Here is a 15,743-nt window from a genome sequence, read left to right on the forward strand (position 1 = left end):
TGAAACGGATGCTTCGCTACCTGACGACCACCGTGCTGCTGGGCCTGCTGGCCCTGGCACTGCCGGCCGCGGCCCAGCAGCCGACCGAGCTGGATGCCAGCGACAACGGCCTACTGATCCTGAGCTACCACGACATCCGCGATGACGTGCGCGAAAAGGCCGACGCCGACGCCTACGCGGTCAGCACGCAGAACTTTGCCGCACACCTGGACTGGCTGTCGGCACATGGCTACCACCCGATCTCGCTGTCGCAGCTGATCAAGGCCTCGCGCGGGGAAGCCACGCTGCCGCCGCGGCCGGTGCTGCTGACCTTCGATGACGGCCTGCGCAGCGTCTACACGCGCGTGTACCCGCTGCTGCGTGCCTACAACTACCCGGCGCTGGTGGCGGTGATCACCGACTACGTGGACATGGCACCGGGCCGCACCATCGACTACGGCTACCGCCCGTTCGGCCATGACGATTTCCTGACCTGGGCACAGTTGCGCGAAATGCAGTCCAGCGGGCTGATCGAGCTGGCCAGCCACACCGACAACCTGCACCACGGCGTGCAGTCCAACCCGCAGGGCAACCAGACCCCGGCGGTGATCACCCGTGTGTACGATCCCAAGGCGCAGCGCTACGAAACCGTGCAGGAGTACGAACAGCGCCTGCGTGCCGACCTGGGCCGCAGCGTGCAGCTGATCAGGAAAGAGCTGGGGGTGACGCCGAAGGCGATCGTCTGGCCGTACGCCGCCTACAACCAGCTGAGCAACGATATTGCCGAGCAGCTGGGCATGCCGGTGTCGTTCGACCTGGAAGGCCGCAGCACGCCGGTGACCCGCGACCTGCACGGCCTGGCGCGCCTGCTGGTGACCAACAACCCGAACACGGCCTCGCTGGCCTTTGAACTGCGCCGCAATGTCGGCCTGGACGGCACCCGCGCGCTGCAGATCGACATGGATTCGGTGTACGACGCCAACCCCGCGCAGCAGGCGCGCAACCTGGATGCGCTGATCGAACGGGTGAAGAAGGTCGGGCCGACCCACGTCTACCTGCAGGCCTTCGCCGATCCGGACGGCAACAACACCGCCGATGCGCTGTACTTCCCCAACCGCCACCTGCCGATGCGCGCGGACCTGTTCAACCGCGTGGCCTGGCAGCTGAAGACCCGCGCCGGGGTGAAGGTGTATGCGTGGCTGCCGGTGCTGGGCTACGAACTGCCCGACGCCGCACAGCGCACCGCGCTGGGTATCGCCAGCCCCGAACACGATGGCATGTACCGGCTGGACTTCACCAAGCCGCAGGCGCGGCAGATCATCAAGGACATCTACGAAGACCTGGCCATCAATTCGTACTTCGAAGGCCTGCTGTTCCATGACGATGCCTACGTGCGCGACACCGAACTGGCGCAGCTGCCACAGGAAGGCCCCGATGGCGGCCGCACCCAGGCACTGATCGACTTCACCCTGGAACTGCGTGACAGCGCGCAGCGCTGGCGACCGAAGCTGGGCACGGTGCGCAACCTGTACGCCCAGCCGGTGCTGAAACCGCAGAGCGCCAACTGGTTCGCCCAGCGCCTGGACCTGTTCAACAAGGCCTACGACCGTACCGCGCTGATGGCCATGCCGTGGATGGAAGGCAGCCGCCACCCCGAGCGCTGGCTGGACCGGCTGGTCACCGCCGTGCGCGCGCACGACCCGGACCTGAAGCACACCATGTTCGAACTGCAGACCGTGGACTGGCGCACGCAGACGCCGATCAGCGGCCAGCGCCTGCGCGCACAGGTGCGACGCCTGCAGGCACAGGGTGTACGCCACTTTGCGTGGTACCCGGACGATTTCATTGCCGACAAGCCGTCGACCGTGGACGCGCGCGCCGCGATGTCTGCGCGCAACTTCCCGTACCCGGAGAAGTGACATGGACATGAGCCCTTGGCTGTATGCCCTGTTCCAGTTCGCCTTCTTCTACCCGATGGTGATGGCGTTCTTCTGGATGTCCGGTGGCCTGTACTACTTCTTCCGCCGCGAGCGGAAGTCGCGGCCGCGCAACGATCCGCCACCGATGGCCGAATACCCGTTCGCCACGCTGCTGATTCCCTGCCACAACGAATCGGACAACCTGGACGACACCATCGGCGCGGCTCTGGCCCAGCGCTACCCGGATTTCGAGGTGATCGCCATCAACGATGGCAGCCGCGATGACACCGGCGCGCGCCTGGATGCACTGGCCGCACAGCACCCGCGCCTGCGCGTGGTGCACCTGGACCGCAACCTGGGCAAGGCCAATGCGCTGCGCATGGGCGCCCTGGCCGCGCGTTCGGAATACCTGGTCTGCATCGATGGCGATGCGATGCTGGAAGAGTTCGCCATGCACTGGATGGTCTGGCACCTGACCAGCGGCCCACGCGTGGGCGCGGTGACCGGCAATCCGCGCATCCGCAACCGTTCCACCCTGCTGGGGCGCCTGCAGGTGGCCGAGTTCTCTTCGATCATCGGCATGATCAAGCGCGCCCAGCGCGTGTACGGGCGCATCTTCACCGTGTCCGGCGTGATCGCCGCTTTCCGCCGCACCGCCCTGCATCGCATCGGCTACTGGGCCGACGACATGGTGACCGAGGACATCGACATCAGCTGGCGCCTGCAGCTGGACCACTGGGACATCCGTTACGAGCCCAACGCGCTGTGCTTCATCCTGATGCCCGAAACCCTGAAGGGTCTGTGGCGGCAGCGCCTGCGCTGGGCCCAGGGCGGCGTGGAAGTGCTGCTGCGGCATGGCACTTCGCTGTTCAGCTGGCGCAAGCGGCGGATGTGGGGGGTCTTGCTGGAGTACATCCTGAGCGTGTTCTGGGCGTACACCATGTTGCTGATCGTGGTGCTGTGGGCGCTGGGCAAGTTCGTTCCGCTGCCGGCCCCGCTGTACATCGATACGCTGCTGCCGCAATGGCACGGCGTGATCCTGGCGCTGGTCTGTCTGCTGCAGTTCGCCAGCAGCCTGATCATCGACCGTCGTTACGAAACACACATTGGACGCAACTACTTCTGGGTCATCTGGTACCCGATGGCGTACTGGTTGATCAGCCTGTTCACCACTCTGGTGGCGTTGCCGAAGACGCTGTTCAAGCGCCGCGGCAAGCGCGCCACCTGGGTCAGCCCTGACCGGGGGATCCGATGAGCACCGTACGTGGCACCACCACCAAGAAACCGTCCAACCGCTTCGATTCGCGGTTGATCCAGAAGCCTCGCCAGCAGCCGCGCCTGCAGCGCACGGCCTGGGGCTTCGTCACCCTGGCGTTCTGGGGCTTCTACTTCTACCTGTGGGCACCGCTGGTCACGCTGATCTCGTGGCTGCTGGGCGGGCAGATGGCGTTCGTGCAGTTGTACCAGCACAAGCAGCATCTGGATCCGTTCGTGATGATCGCGCTGCCGATCATCCTGGTGTGCTGCGCGCTGCTGCTGATCGCCTGGGCCGAGTACAACCGCTACCGTTTCGCCGGCAAGGAACGGCGCGCGCCGCGGGTGGATTCGAGCCGGGCGGAGATCGCCCATTCGCTGGGCGCCAGCGATGCACTGGCCGATCTGCTGGTGAATGCCAAGGCGGTGACGCTGCACATGGATGACAACGCACGCCCGGTGGGCCTGACGCGGCAGCCGCTGGTGTAGGTGGTGGGACGTGAGCAGGGCTTGCAGCCCTGCACCTGCTTCAAGCCAGATCAAAGGCAACAGCAACGTCAAAAGCTGGGTATCCGTGGGTGGCGGGGCGGTGTGGGTGGGCAGGACACGCCGCAAGTACGTCCGTGTAGGCTCGTAGGCGCCTTGCTCGTGTGCGCAATCCTGCGCACACGGCAAGACCGGGGTTGGGCGTCCTGCCCAACCCGCCCGAGGCATGCCTCGGGCCCATGGCGCCTGCGGTCCTGCCCACCCACACCGCCCCACCTCTGACAGATTCCCGCGGCTGCTGGTAGGTGTCGACCTTGGTCGACACAGTAGATCCACGCCATGCGTGGATGCTTTTCCATCGAAATCGAATATTGAATCCGGAGTCGGAGCCCGCTGCGCAGCAACGGGATCCGACCCCGGTGCCGTTCCCACAGATCGCGGGAAACTGTCAGAGGTGGGGTGGTGTCGGAATGCGGGGTGTCAGCCGCATGGATGCGGCTGCCAAGCCTACACGGACGTACTTGCGGCGTCCCCGCATTCCGACACCGCCCCGCCATCCCACGGATATCCCGCTTTTGACGTTGACGTTGACGTTGACGTTGACGTCCAGCAGGTGCAGGGCCGCAGGCCCTGCCAGACACCCCCCTACCGGGTCTGCCCTTCGCCACGTACGACGAACCGTTCCACGGTCAGCGCTTCCAGGCCCATCGGCCCATACGCGTGCAGGCGCGTAGTGGAAATGCCGATCTCGCTGCCCAGCCCCAACTGGCCACCATCGGAAAAACGCGAGGACGCGTTGACCATCACCACCGCCGAACGCAGCGCGTTCACGAAGCGCTCGGCATTGCCGGCGTCTTCGGTAGCAATCACTTCGGTATGGTCGGAGGTATACGTGCGGATGTGGGCGATCGCCGCGTCCAGGCCATCGACCACGCCGACTGCCAGCACCAGATCGAGGAACTCGGCAGCGAAATCCTCGTCGGTAGCGGCCGTGCTGCCCGGCAGCAACGGCTGCGCGCGCGCGTCGGCACGCAGCTGCACCCCACGCTCGCCCAGCGCCTGCGCCGCGCGCGGCAGGAACGCCTCGGCCACGTCGCGGTGCACCAGCAGCGTTTCCAGCGAATTGCAGGCCGCCGGGCGGCTGCACTTGCCATCCACCAGCAGCGCAACGGCCTTGTCCAGATCAGCGCTGGCATCCACGAACAGATGGCAGACGCCCTTGTAGTGCTTGATGACCGGAACCCGCGCGTGTTCGGCCACGAAGCGGATCAGCCCTTCCCCGCCGCGCGGAATGGCCAGGTCGATCAGCTCGTGCAGCTGCAGCAGTTCCAGCATGGCCTCACGGCGCAGATCGGTCAGCACAGTCACCGCCGCCGGTGGTACGCCGTTGGCCTTCAGCGCACCGGCCAGGGCCTGGGCGATGGCGGTGTTGGAATGGATGGCCTCGGAACCACCGCGCAGGATCACCCCGTTGCCGGCCTTCAGGCACAGCGCCGCGGCCTCTGCGGTCACGTTCGGGCGTGCCTCGTAGATCATCGCGATCACGCCCAGCGGCACGCGCACCTTCTGCACGCGGATGCCATTGGGGCGCACATCGTCGCGGGTTACCTGCCCGACCGGATCGGGCAGCGCGGCCACGTCGCGCACCGCTTCGGCCATGCCGAACAGCCGCGCCGGGTCCAACGCCAGGCGGTCCAGCATCGCCGCACCCACGCCTTTTTCCCGCGCTGCTGCCAGATCGCGTGCGTTGCCGGCCAGGATCAGGCCGGCGTTCACTTCCAGGGCCTGTGCCATGGCCTGCAGCAGCGCACGGCGCGCCGCACTGTCCAGCCCGGCAACCACCGTGGCCGCATCACGGCAGGCCCGCGCCTGCGCTTCGATTTCATTCATGGGGATGTCCTGCAGTTCGTTCATGGCAGCACCAGATCGTCACGATGCACGACCGTGCCACCGTAGTTGTAGCCGAGCACGGCCTGGATGTCGCGCGTGTGGCGGCCGGCGATGCGGCGCACATCGTCGGCGGCGTACTGGCTGACCCCGCGCGCCACGCAGACCCGCCCCGCGTCGCTGTTCCAGCACACCTGCACCATGTCACCACGACGGAACGCGCCGTCGGCGCCGGTAATGCCACCGGGCAACAGCGAAGCGCCCTTCTCGCGCATGGCCTGCGCGGCACCGCCATCGACCAGGATCGCGCCCTCGGCCAGCGGCGCATGCCGCAGCCAATGCTTGCGCGCCGCCTCACGGCTGCGTGCGGCGTGGATGCGCGTGCCAAACAGCCGATCACGGGTCAGCGCGCGCACCACGTCACCGCTGCGACCGTTGAACAGGTAGGTTTCAATGCCGAGGCGGCCGGCCTTGGCAGCGGCTTCCAGCTTGGTCCGCATGCCACCGGTACCGGCACGCGAGCCGGCACCGCCGGCCATGGCCAGCACGGCATCGCTCAGCTCGGCAACGTCGTGCAGCGGCTGCGCGTCGGCGACCGTGCGCGGGTCGGCGCTGTACAGCCCGTCGATGTCGGTGGCGATGAACAGCGCATCGGCATCGACCAGCGCGGCCACGGTGGCGGCCAGGTTGTCGTTGTCGCCAAGCTTGAGTTCGTCCACCGAAACGGTGTCGTTCTCGTTCACCACCGGCAATGCACCCAGCCGCAGCAGCTCGTTCAGCGTCGCGCGCGCGTTGAGGTAGCGGCGGCGGTTGCGCAGGTCGTCGTGGGTCAGCAGCACCTGCGCCACCGGTCGCTCGAAGAAGCGCTGCCACAGGCCAATCAGCTGCGCCTGGCCCAGTGCGGCCAGGGCCTGGCGGGCGGCCATGGCGGCGCCGGGTTCATCCACGCGCGGCAGGATCGCCCGCCCCGCCGCGACAGCGCCGGAAGACACGATCACCACTTCGCGACCGGCCAGCACATGGGCCGACACGAACTGGGCCAGGCCCAGCGCATGGCGCGGCGACAGGCCGCCACCGTCGGCGGCCAGCAGACTGCTGCCCACCTTCAGCACCGCACGCCGCCACGGCGGCAGCGCTTGTTCGGGGAACGGCGAGGCGACGTGGGCAGCGGGGTGTGTCATCGGCGGGTTCTCAGCGGGTACGCCATTCGTGTACGGTCAACTGCGAGGCCTGCATCGTCACCAGCGGATCGGTGGCGACGATGGCCTGGGCCTGCGCCAGGCTGTCCACGTTGCACAGCACGTAGGCGCCGCCACTGCCATCGGTGAAGCCACCGGTCAGCTGCAGCTGGCCCTGCTTGCGCAGCGCGTCCAGGAAATCCAGGTGCGGCTGCACCGCGGCCTGGGTGAACGTGGGCAGGCGCAGGGCCATGACCAGATAGACAGTGCCCGCCATCAGGCCAGCGCCAGCCAGCGCGCGCGCAGTTCGTCCAGGCGCAGGTCGGCGGCCGAACCGGGCGACACGCGCGCGGCCAGGCTGCCTTCCGGGGTACGCCCCTGCCCTGCACTGTCAGCGCCGGCAGCGGCGGCTCTGTAGGCCTCGCGGAACGGCACACCGGCCACGGCTGCTTCCACCGCAACGTCGGTGGCATACATGCCCGAATCGATGGCTGCACGCAGCTTGTCGTCGCGCCACTCCAGGTTGGCCAGCAGCGCCGGCAGCAGTTCCAGCGCAGCGAGGCCACGACCGAAGCCGTGGAAGATGGCGCCCTTGGACGACTGCAGGTCGCGGTGGTAGCCCGACGGCAGCGACAGCAGCTGCTCGATCTCGGTACGCGCCGCGGCCACGCTGGCGTGGGTGGCGCGCATCAATTCGATCACGTCCGGGTTGCGCTTGTTCGGCATGATCGAGCTGCCGGTGGTGTACTGCGCCGGCAAGGCGACAAAACCGAATTCGGCACTGGTGAACAGGGAAAGATCCCAGGCGATGCGGCGCAGATCCAGCGTGGCGCCGCCCAGTGCTTCCAGCGCGGCCAGCTCGAACTTGCCACGCGACAGCTGTGCGTAGATCGGCGACACCTGCATGCGCGCAAAGCCCAGTGCAGCCGTGGTGTGTTCGCGGTCCAGCGGCAGGTTCACGCCATAGCCGGCGGCGGTGCCCAGTGGGTTGGCATCCACCAGTGCGTGGGTGTCGCGCGCGCGCACCGCGTTGTCGATGAAGGCTTCGGCCCAACCGGCCCACCACATGCCCGCCGAAGACACCACGGCACGCTGGATGTGGGTGTAGCCGGGAATCGGCAGGTCCTTCTCGGCCTGCGCGCGGTCCAGCGCCACCTTGGCCACTTCGGCGCTGAGATGGGCCACGCGCTGCAGCTTTTCCTTCAGCCACAGGCGGGTGGCCACCAGGATCTGGTCGTTGCGGCTGCGCCCGGTGTGGATCTTGCGCCCGGCATCGCCCAGGCGTTCGGTCAGGCGTGCTTCGATGGCCGAATGCCCGTCTTCGTACTGGGTATCCAGCACGAAACGGCCAGCGCGGAAGTCCTGCGCCAGCAGGTCCAGTTCGCGAAGCAGGCCGGCCAGTTCGTCGGCACTGAGGATGCCGATGTGCTGCAGGCCTTCGGCGTGCGCGGCACTGGCGGCGATATCGTGCAGGAAGAACTCGCGGTCGAGGATCACGTCATCGCCGGCGAGGAAGGTCTGGATCTGTGCGTCGACCGCGACGCCCGGCTTCTGCCAAAGAAGGTCTGCCATGGGGGGGCTCCGTAATACGTGTTCAGTGCGGGATCGACGTCAGTTCGTCGATGCCCAGCGCAAGGTTGAGGTTCTGCATGGCCTGGGTGGCCGCACCCTTCAGCAGGTTGTCCAGGGTGGCCACCACCACCACCCGCTTGCCACCGGGTGCCAGGGTGAAACCACCGACCTGGGCCCCATGGCGGCCGGCAATGCGGCTGACCCACGGTGCTTCGTCCACCACCTCTACCAGCGGCTCGCCGGCGTAGGCCTGCTGGAAACGCGCGACGATCTGCTCGCGCGTCTGCACCTGGTTCAACCACAGGTTCGCGGTCAGGGTGATGCCACGGAAGTGCGGCGCCACGTGCGGCATGAACTCCACGGCCACGCCCAGCTGCACCGACACTTCGCGCTCGTGCACGTGGTTGGTCAGCGCGTACGGCATCAGGTTGTCGGCCAGCAGCTCGACGTTGTTCTTGTCCGACGGCGTGGTGCCGGCACCGGAGTAGCCAGAGACACCAAAGCACTGCGGCGGGCCGGCCAGCAGGTCCAGCAGCGGGTGTACGGCCAACTGCATTGCGGTGGCGTAGCAGCCCGGGTTGCTGATGTGCTTCTGGCCGCTGTAACGGCCACGGGTGAGCTCGGGCAGGCCGTAGTACCAGCCGTTGTCGAAGCGGTAATCGGCCGACAGATCGACGATCACCGTGTCAGGCCTGGCGGCGTCCAGCGCGGCCACGAACGGGGCGGCCAGGCCATTGGGCAGGGCCAGGATCACCGCATCCACGCCCTTGGCGGCCACGGCATCGGCGTCCAGGTTTTCGTACTGCAGTTCGCCCTGCACCTCGGGGTGGTGGTCGGCCAGGCGCTGGCCGGCACGCTCGCGCGAAGACACGAAGGCCAGCTTCAATCGCGGGTGGGCGGCCACCAGCTTGATCAGCTCGGCGCCGGTATGGCCACGGGCACCGACAATGCCCAGAGTGAAGGTCGAATCGTTCATGCGTGTTGGTCCAAGCGGTGCTGCAGGTGGCGCTTCACGCCCTGCCATTCCGCGTCGATGATGGAAAAGATGACAGTGTCACGCGGCGTGCCGTCGGCATGCCGCTTGTGGTTGCGCAGCACGCCGTCCTGCTTGGCACCCAGGCGGGCGATGGCCGTGCGCGAGGCATGGTTGAACCAGCTGGTTTCCAGCACCACGCTGATGCAGCCCATTACCTCGAAGGCGTGCCGCAGCAACAGCAGCTTCGCCTCGGTGTTCACCCCGGTGCGCTGCACGCGCGGCGCATACCAGGTGTACCCCAGGCTGAGTTTGGGAACGTCCGCTTCCAGTCCATAGAAGCGGGTGCTGCCGACGATGGCGCCGGCCGCATCACGAATCACGAACGGCAGCACCTTGCCTTCGCCCTGTGCATCCAGCGCGGCCTGCACGTAATGCCCTGCCTGCTGCGGCGAAGGCACCTGGGTGTACCAGAGCTGGTCCAGGCCGCTGCCTTCCAGCGCCGCGGCCAGGCCGGGCACGTGCGCACGCTGCAACGGTTCCAGCAGCACGTGCTGCCCGCGCAGGGTGGGAACGCTGTTCCAGGCATCGGCAGGCATCATCGCTCAGCCCTGCAGGCTCGGCGTGCGCTGTGCGCAGTGGTCGACATAGGTCTTGATGCGGTCGATGCCATCGGCGCCGAACCAGAACACCTTCCACTGGTCCTGCTTGTAGCAGCCATCGGATTCAGCGTAATAGAAGTGGTTGATCGGGTTGCCATGGCGCGAGCGCCAGAACAGCTGCGGGGTTTCTTCCAGCATCACGTTCCACACCGCACGGCCCAGGCCTTCGCCCTGCGCGTCATCCAGCACCGCGAACTTGTCCAGGTACACGCCCTCGGCCTCGTCGGTAAGGATGACTGCGGTGCGGTAGTTCTCGCTCACATACGCGCGCAGCAGGCGGGTCTTCTGGAAGTAATCGGGCACCAGGGTGCGGCCGAAGCTGGATTCGATCAGCCCCTTCAGGCGCGGCAGGTCCAGCTCGCTCCATTCGGTGGCGCGCAGCACTTTTTCGCCCTTGCGCACCAGCGTGCCCGAGCCCTTGTGGGTGAACAGTTCCTTGGCCAGGTCGGCCGGACGGGTGATCGACACCGACGATTCCAGCGGCAGGCGATCGAGCAGGTCCTTGATCTGTTCGATCTTCACCTTCATGCCGCCGTGGATCCACGGCTGCGCGATCAGATGGTCGTACTCGGTGGACAGGTTGATCGAATCGATCACCGTGCCCTGCTCGTCCAGCAGGCCGCCGGTGCCGGTCAGGAATATGATCTTGTAGGGCTGCAGTTCCTGCACCAGCTCGTTGGCGGCGAAGTCGGCGTTGACGTTCAGGATCTGCCCACCGGCGGTTTCACCCAGGCTGGTGATGACCGGAATGGAGCCGGCGCGCAGGCTGGCCTCGATCGGCGCCAGGTTCACCTTCTTCACTTCACCCACCAGACCGTAGGTGTCCAGGTCCAGGTACTCGGCTTCGAACACGCCGCCGGTGATGGACGTGGCACGCGCGCCGTTCTGCTGCAGGGCTTCGACCAGGCGCAGGTTGGACTGCTGGAAGACCCGGCGCACGATGGCCAGGGCTTCCGGCGAGGTCACGCGCAGGCCGTTGACCGTCTGCTTTTCGATGCCGGCGGCGGACAGTTCCGCGTCCAGCTGCGGGCCGGCGCCGTGCAGCACGATCGGGGTCAGGCCCACTTCCTGCAGGAACGACAGCGAGGAGGTCAGCGCTTCAAGATCATCGCGCAGCACCGCGCCGCCGACCTTGACCACGGCGAAGCGCTTGGCGTCCAGCTGCGAGAAACGCTTGAGGTACTGGCTGATCTCCTTCGCGCTGGCCATGCTGGAAAGCAGGCGCACGATGGTCTGGCGGGTCTGGCGGTGGGGCTGGAGGGCAGGAGACATTTCGGTTTCGTCGGAAAGGAGGAATCAGGCGCCGGCAGCGATGATGCGGTGCACGGCGTCGGTGTAGCGCTGCAGCTGGTCCAGCGTCACGAACTCATCGGCAGTGTGCGCCTGGGCGATGTCGCCCGGGCCGAACACCAGCGTGGTGTAGCCACCGGCCGAGAACAGCGAGGCTTCGGTCCAGAAATCCACCGCGTTGCCGATCGGCAGGTCCAGCGCATCGGCCACGTCGCGTGCCAGCAGGCGGCGGTGCTCGGCCTCGGCGATGTCACCGGCCGGCAGGCTGGGGCCACGGAAGGTTTCGGTGAACACAGCCGCTTCCGGCTCGGCAAAACCGGCGAAGGTCGCCAGCAGTGCATCGATGTCCATCGACGGCAGCGGGCGGAAGCCGAAACGCACTTCAGCGGCCGGCGCGATCATGTTGGCCTTGATGCCACCTTCCACGCGACCGATGTTGAAGCGCAGGCCGGTCAGGCCGCCGAAGCGCGCCGAGGCCAGCGATTCCACATGGTCCAGCGCGCGGTTGCCCCAGCGCATGGCCTGGTGCAGCGCGCTGGCGGCGGCATCCTGCTTGCCCGAGGCATGGCCGGCGCGGCCGGCGAACTGCATCAGCACCGAGCTGATGCCACGGTGCGCCAGCACCGCCTCGCTCATGGTCGGTTCGGCCACCAGCACCGCTTCGTACGGCAGGCCACGGGCCAGGAACGCGGCGATGCAGCGTGGATCGTTGGCTTCTTCGTCACTGGAGAACAGGAACGCCGCATCGCCATCGCTGGCATTGGCCGCGGCCACCAGTGCCGCCGCCGCGCCCTTGATGTCGCACACACCCAGGCCGACCACGCGGTCGTCCAGGCGGCGCATCACGTGCGGATCGGCAGTCCAGTGCGGCGAATCGGGCACGGTATCCAGGTGCACGTTGAACAGGTACTTCGGCGTACCGCGCACCGCGTACAGGCTGACCGCACCGGCACCGTGGTCGATCACCTCGACGTTGAAGCCGGGCAGATGGTCGCGCAGGTAATCGAAGATGCCACCGGTGGTGATCGCACGCGGCGGGTTGCGGGTGTCGAAGGACACCAGGGCCTGCAGGTGATCGAGCGTCTGTTCAAGCATGAATCAACAGTCCTGTGGAATTCCGCCGGGCATGGCCCGGCGCTACCGTAATGCGTCTGGTGGACAGCCCCCTTGGTGTTCAAGGGGGCGCGCCAACGGCGCGGGGTTGAGGCGGAATGCGTGGTCAATCGCTCAGCGATTGACCTGCGCATACAGGGTCGAGCTCATGCCGAACAGCTTGATGAAGCCCTCAGCCTCCTCCACGCCCCAATCGGCCGACTGCGCGTAGGTGGCGCCCTTGGTGTTGAGCAGGTGCGGCGACTTCACCGCCACCGCGTCGACGCGGCCGCCACGGGTTTCCAGAACCACTTCGCCGTTCACCTTGGCCTGCGAAGACTTCAGGAACGCTTCGATGTCGGTCTTCAGCGGGTCGTGGTAGAAGCCTTCGTACACCAGCTCCACCCACTTGCGCGCCACGTCCGGCTTGAAGCGGTTCTGCTGCTTGGTCAGTACCGCATCTTCCAGCGCGCGGTGCGCGGCCAGCAGCGAAACCAGGCCCGGCGCTTCGAACACGATGCGGCCCTTCAGGCCGATCACGGTGTCACCGGTGTAGACGCCACGGCCGACGCCATACGGGGCGAACAGCTTGTTCAGCTGAGCCAGGATCTGGTCGCCCGGCAGGGCCTTGCCGTTCAGTTCGACGGCTTCGCCTTCCACGAACTTCAGGGTGACCGTCAGCGCCTGTTCCGGCCACTCGCTGCGCGGCGAGCACCAGCCACGGGCGCCCTCGCCCGGCGCTTCCCAACGGTCGATCTCGCCGCCGGACATGGTCACGCCCAGCAGGTTCTCGTTGATGGTGTAGGCCTGCTGCTTGGCACGCACGCCGAAGCCGCGCTCCTCCAGGTACTTCTGCTCGTAGGCGCGGGTCTGGGTGTGTTCCTTCTGGATCTCGCGGATCGGCGCGATGATCTGGTAGTCACCCAGGGCCTTCACGGCCAGGTCGAAGCGGACCTGGTCGTTGCCCATGCCGGTGCAGCCGTGGGCAATGATGTTGGTGCCCAGTTCGGCGGCACGCTTCAGCGCGGCATCGACGATCAGGTAACGGTCGGACACCAGCAGCGGGTACTGGCCCTGGTAGCCTTCGCCGGCCCACACGAACGGCTTGACGAAGCCTTCCCAGATGGCCGGGCCGCCGTTGACGGTCACATGGCTGGTGACGCCCAGTTCGGCGGCGCGCTTCTCGATGAAATCGCGTTCTTCATCATCCACGCCGCCGGTATCGGCGAACACGGTGTGCACGTTGTAGCCGCGCTCCTGCAGGTAGGGCACGCAGAAGCTGGTATCCAGGCCGCCGGAGAAGGCGAGAACGACGTCTTTGTTGCTCATGGGGGGTATGTCCTGTTCGTCTGTGTCGTCGAGCCACGCTCGACTTCGTCTTTGTAGAGTCGAGCCATGCTCGACTGATGCTTCTTAGCGCCCGGCAACCGCGGCCATGATCGCCTTCTGCACGTGCAGGCGGTTCTCGGCTTCGTTGATGGCGATGCACTGCGGCGAATCCATCACGCCGTCGGTGGCCTTCACGTTGCGGCGCAGCGGCAGGCAGTGGCTGAACACACCGTTGTTGGTCAGCGCCATCTTGCGTTCGTCCACGATGAAGTGCTTGTACTGGTCGCGGATCGGCTTTTCCGGCTCCCAGTTGCCGAAGAACGGCAGCGCGCCCCAGCTCTTGGCGTACACCACGTCGGCACCGGCGTAGGCGCTGTCGATGTCATGGCTGATCTTCAGCGAACCGCCGCTCTCGGCCACGTTCTGCTCGGCCCAGCCCATGTAGCGGTCATCCAGGATGTAATCAGCGGTCGGGCACAGCAGGGTCACGTCCATGCCCATGCGGGTGGCGATGGTCAGCGCCGAATTGGCCACGGCGGTGTTCAGCGGCTTGGGGTGGTAGGTCCAGGTCAGCACGTACTTCTTGCCACGCAGGTCCTGCGTACCGAAGTGCTCCTGCAGGGCCATGATGTGGGCCAGCTCCTGGCACGGGTGGGTGATGGTCTCCATGTTGATGACCGGCACCGGCGAGTACTTGGCGAAGCTGTTGAGGACGATGTCCTGGCGGTCGTAGGCCCAGTCCACGAACTTGGGGAACGCACGCACGGCGATGATGTCGCAGTAACGGCCCAGCACCTTGGCCACTTCGGCGATGTGCTCTTCGGTATCGCCATCCATCACCGTGCCGAGGTTGAACTCGATCGGCCACGCATCCTTGCCCGGCTGCAGCACCACCGCGTGGGCACCGAGCTGGAAGGCGCCCAGTTCGAAGCTGGTACGGGTGCGCATGGACGGGTTGAAGAACACCAGCGCGATCGACTTGCCCTTGAGCTGGTCACCGATCTTGTTGCGCTTGAACAGCTCGGCCTGGGTCAGCAGGGCGTCAAGCTCGCTGCGGCTCCAGTCCTGGGTGTTCAGGAAGTGCTTGGGGGACATCATCTTTCCTTGCGTGGCGGCGCCGGGCTGCGGCGCGGTGGAAGGGAAAACCGGCAAACAGGGTGGTGCGGAATGGTTGCAGATGAAGCTTTCAGGACGCGAAAACGAAAAAACCCAGCCGGCGGGCTGGGTTTTTTTCGGACGAACAGCAGAAAGCTCCGGTTACCCAGCGGAAATGTGGGGTTCCGGTCGACGGGCACGCGACGTCATGCCAGTGGCCTGGCGGGCGGCGCTGCTGTCGTGCTGGAAGTCGGTGAGCTTCATGGCCGAACATCTTTGCATGGGCGGGGGGCCCGCGCAAGGGGCAGGCGTCGCAGAATCAGGGCGAAGCGCCAGCGGTCTGGTCGGCGCCCACCCACGGGGTGATCGACACCCGGATCTTCAGCCGGTTGCCGGGGTCTTCCGGCAGCCGCGAGCGGTACTTGGTGCCCTTGTAGACGTAATCCACGTCGTAGGCGATGGGGCGGCGGAACTCACGGCCCACTGGCACGATGCGGCAGTCGCGGGTCAGCATGGGGCCGTTGTTGGCCGGGGCCGGGGCCGGGTTCTCGGCGGCCACCTCGGCGGCGGCCTCCTCGTCGCTGCGCTTGAACATCGAGCGCACCGAATCCCAGAAGCGGCCGATCCTGCCCTTGTCCTCCACCGGCTCCTCGCCGGTCACGTTCACCGGGGCCAGGGTCCGGGTGGACACCGGCTCGCAGTGTTCTTCGGTGCGGGTGGCGCGCAGGGTCTGGAACACCGGCTCGACGTTCAGTACCTGGGCGTAGTCGAACTTCACGTTCTCCACGATCACCACCCGGTTGCGCGGCTCTGCTTCCTGGGCCCGGACCACGAACGGCGCCGCCGACAGGCAGGCCAGGGTCAGCAACGCGGTGGTTTTCATTGGCGACGGAAGGAAGGACACGGCAATAGTGTAGGCAGTGACGACCGCAAGGGGCTGAACATTACCCGTCCGCGCCGCTCCTGCCCACCCCACCCCGCCCGCCGGTGGGCCCCGGCGCCCCCAAAGGGCCCCGACACGTTCTAA

The 15,743-nt window shown here is 66.7% G+C and carries 14 protein-coding genes; 3 read left to right on the top strand and 11 right to left on the bottom strand.

Going from position 1 to position 15,743, the window contains the following annotated elements; genetic code table 11:
• The first annotated feature begins 8 nt into the window (after positions 1 to 8).
• Genes pgaB through pgaD form a run of 3 tightly spaced genes read left to right on the top strand, consistent with a single transcriptional unit; the run spans position 9 to position 3,641 of the window.
• Positions 9 to 1,898, top strand: coding sequence for a poly-beta-1,6-N-acetyl-D-glucosamine N-deacetylase PgaB (pgaB, locus tag C1922_RS12915; protein ID WP_108750121.1), 1,890 nt, complete (start codon positions 9 to 11; stop codon positions 1,896 to 1,898).
• 1 nt (position 1,899) lies between these two features.
• Complete coding sequence (gene pgaC / locus C1922_RS12920) at positions 1,900 to 3,153, top strand: poly-beta-1,6-N-acetyl-D-glucosamine synthase (RefSeq protein WP_108750122.1); 1,254 nt, start codon at positions 1,900 to 1,902, stop codon at positions 3,151 to 3,153.
• On the top strand, positions 3,150 to 3,641 hold the full coding sequence (gene pgaD / locus C1922_RS12925) for a poly-beta-1,6-N-acetyl-D-glucosamine biosynthesis protein PgaD (RefSeq protein WP_108750123.1): 492 nt from the start codon (positions 3,150 to 3,152) through the stop codon (positions 3,639 to 3,641). The genes pgaC and pgaD overlap by 4 nt, the downstream gene beginning before the upstream one ends.
• Positions 3,642 to 4,283: 642 nt before the next feature.
• Here pgaD and C1922_RS12930 read toward each other — a convergent pair.
• From C1922_RS12930 to C1922_RS12980, 11 genes are all read right to left on the bottom strand, one after another.
• The gene (locus tag C1922_RS12930; protein ID WP_108750124.1) at positions 4,284 to 5,552 is read right to left on the bottom strand and encodes a glutamate-5-semialdehyde dehydrogenase; all 1,269 of its coding nucleotides are present in this window, start codon (positions 5,550 to 5,552) and stop codon (positions 4,284 to 4,286) included.
• On the bottom strand, positions 5,549 to 6,706 hold the full coding sequence (proB, locus tag C1922_RS12935) for a glutamate 5-kinase (protein ID WP_108750125.1): 1,158 nt from the start codon (positions 6,704 to 6,706) through the stop codon (positions 5,549 to 5,551). The genes C1922_RS12930 and proB overlap by 4 nt, the downstream gene beginning before the upstream one ends.
• A gap of 10 nt (positions 6,707 to 6,716) precedes the next feature.
• Positions 6,717 to 6,980, bottom strand: a complete 264-nt coding sequence (locus tag C1922_RS12940) for a YciI family protein (RefSeq protein WP_108750126.1) — start codon at positions 6,978 to 6,980, stop codon at positions 6,717 to 6,719.
• Positions 6,980 to 8,275: an argininosuccinate lyase gene (gene argH, locus C1922_RS12945; protein ID WP_108750127.1), complete on the bottom strand. Its 1,296-nt coding sequence runs from the start codon at positions 8,273 to 8,275 to the stop codon at positions 6,980 to 6,982. Before argH ends, C1922_RS12940 begins: the two co-directional genes overlap by 1 nt.
• A gap of 22 nt (positions 8,276 to 8,297) precedes the next feature.
• Entirely contained in the window at positions 8,298 to 9,251 is a 954-nt protein-coding gene (gene argC, locus C1922_RS12950) for an N-acetyl-gamma-glutamyl-phosphate reductase (protein ID WP_108750128.1), read from the bottom strand.
• Positions 9,248 to 9,850, bottom strand: coding sequence for a GNAT family protein (locus C1922_RS12955; protein ID WP_108750129.1), 603 nt, complete (start codon positions 9,848 to 9,850; stop codon positions 9,248 to 9,250). Before C1922_RS12955 ends, argC begins: the two co-directional genes overlap by 4 nt.
• A 3-nt stretch (positions 9,851 to 9,853) precedes the next feature.
• A complete protein-coding gene (locus tag C1922_RS12960; protein ID WP_108750130.1) occupies positions 9,854 to 11,182 on the bottom strand; it encodes an acetylglutamate kinase in 1,329 nt (442 codons plus the stop codon).
• A gap of 24 nt (positions 11,183 to 11,206) precedes the next feature.
• Positions 11,207 to 12,295 carry an acetylornithine deacetylase gene (locus C1922_RS12965; RefSeq protein ID WP_108750131.1) on the bottom strand — a complete coding sequence of 363 codons (1,089 nt, stop codon included), beginning with the start codon at positions 12,293 to 12,295 and terminating at the stop codon, positions 11,207 to 11,209.
• 132 nt (positions 12,296 to 12,427) lie between these two features.
• Positions 12,428 to 13,621 carry an argininosuccinate synthase gene (locus C1922_RS12970; protein WP_108750132.1) on the bottom strand — a complete coding sequence of 398 codons (1,194 nt, stop codon included), beginning with the start codon at positions 13,619 to 13,621 and terminating at the stop codon, positions 12,428 to 12,430.
• An 84-nt stretch (positions 13,622 to 13,705) separates the two neighbouring features.
• The gene (locus C1922_RS12975; protein WP_108750133.1) at positions 13,706 to 14,716 is read right to left on the bottom strand and encodes an N-acetylornithine carbamoyltransferase; all 1,011 of its coding nucleotides are present in this window, start codon (positions 14,714 to 14,716) and stop codon (positions 13,706 to 13,708) included.
• Between the two features lie 319 nt (positions 14,717 to 15,035).
• Positions 15,036 to 15,599 (bottom strand): hypothetical protein, encoded by a 564-nt coding sequence (locus C1922_RS12980; protein ID WP_108750134.1) that lies wholly within the window; start codon positions 15,597 to 15,599, stop codon positions 15,036 to 15,038.
• Between the last annotated feature and the right edge of the window lie 144 nt (positions 15,600 to 15,743).

It is taken from the genome of Stenotrophomonas sp. ZAC14D2_NAIMI4_7 (genome assembly GCF_003086675.1).
Lineage (GTDB): Bacteria > Pseudomonadota > Gammaproteobacteria > Xanthomonadales > Xanthomonadaceae > Stenotrophomonas.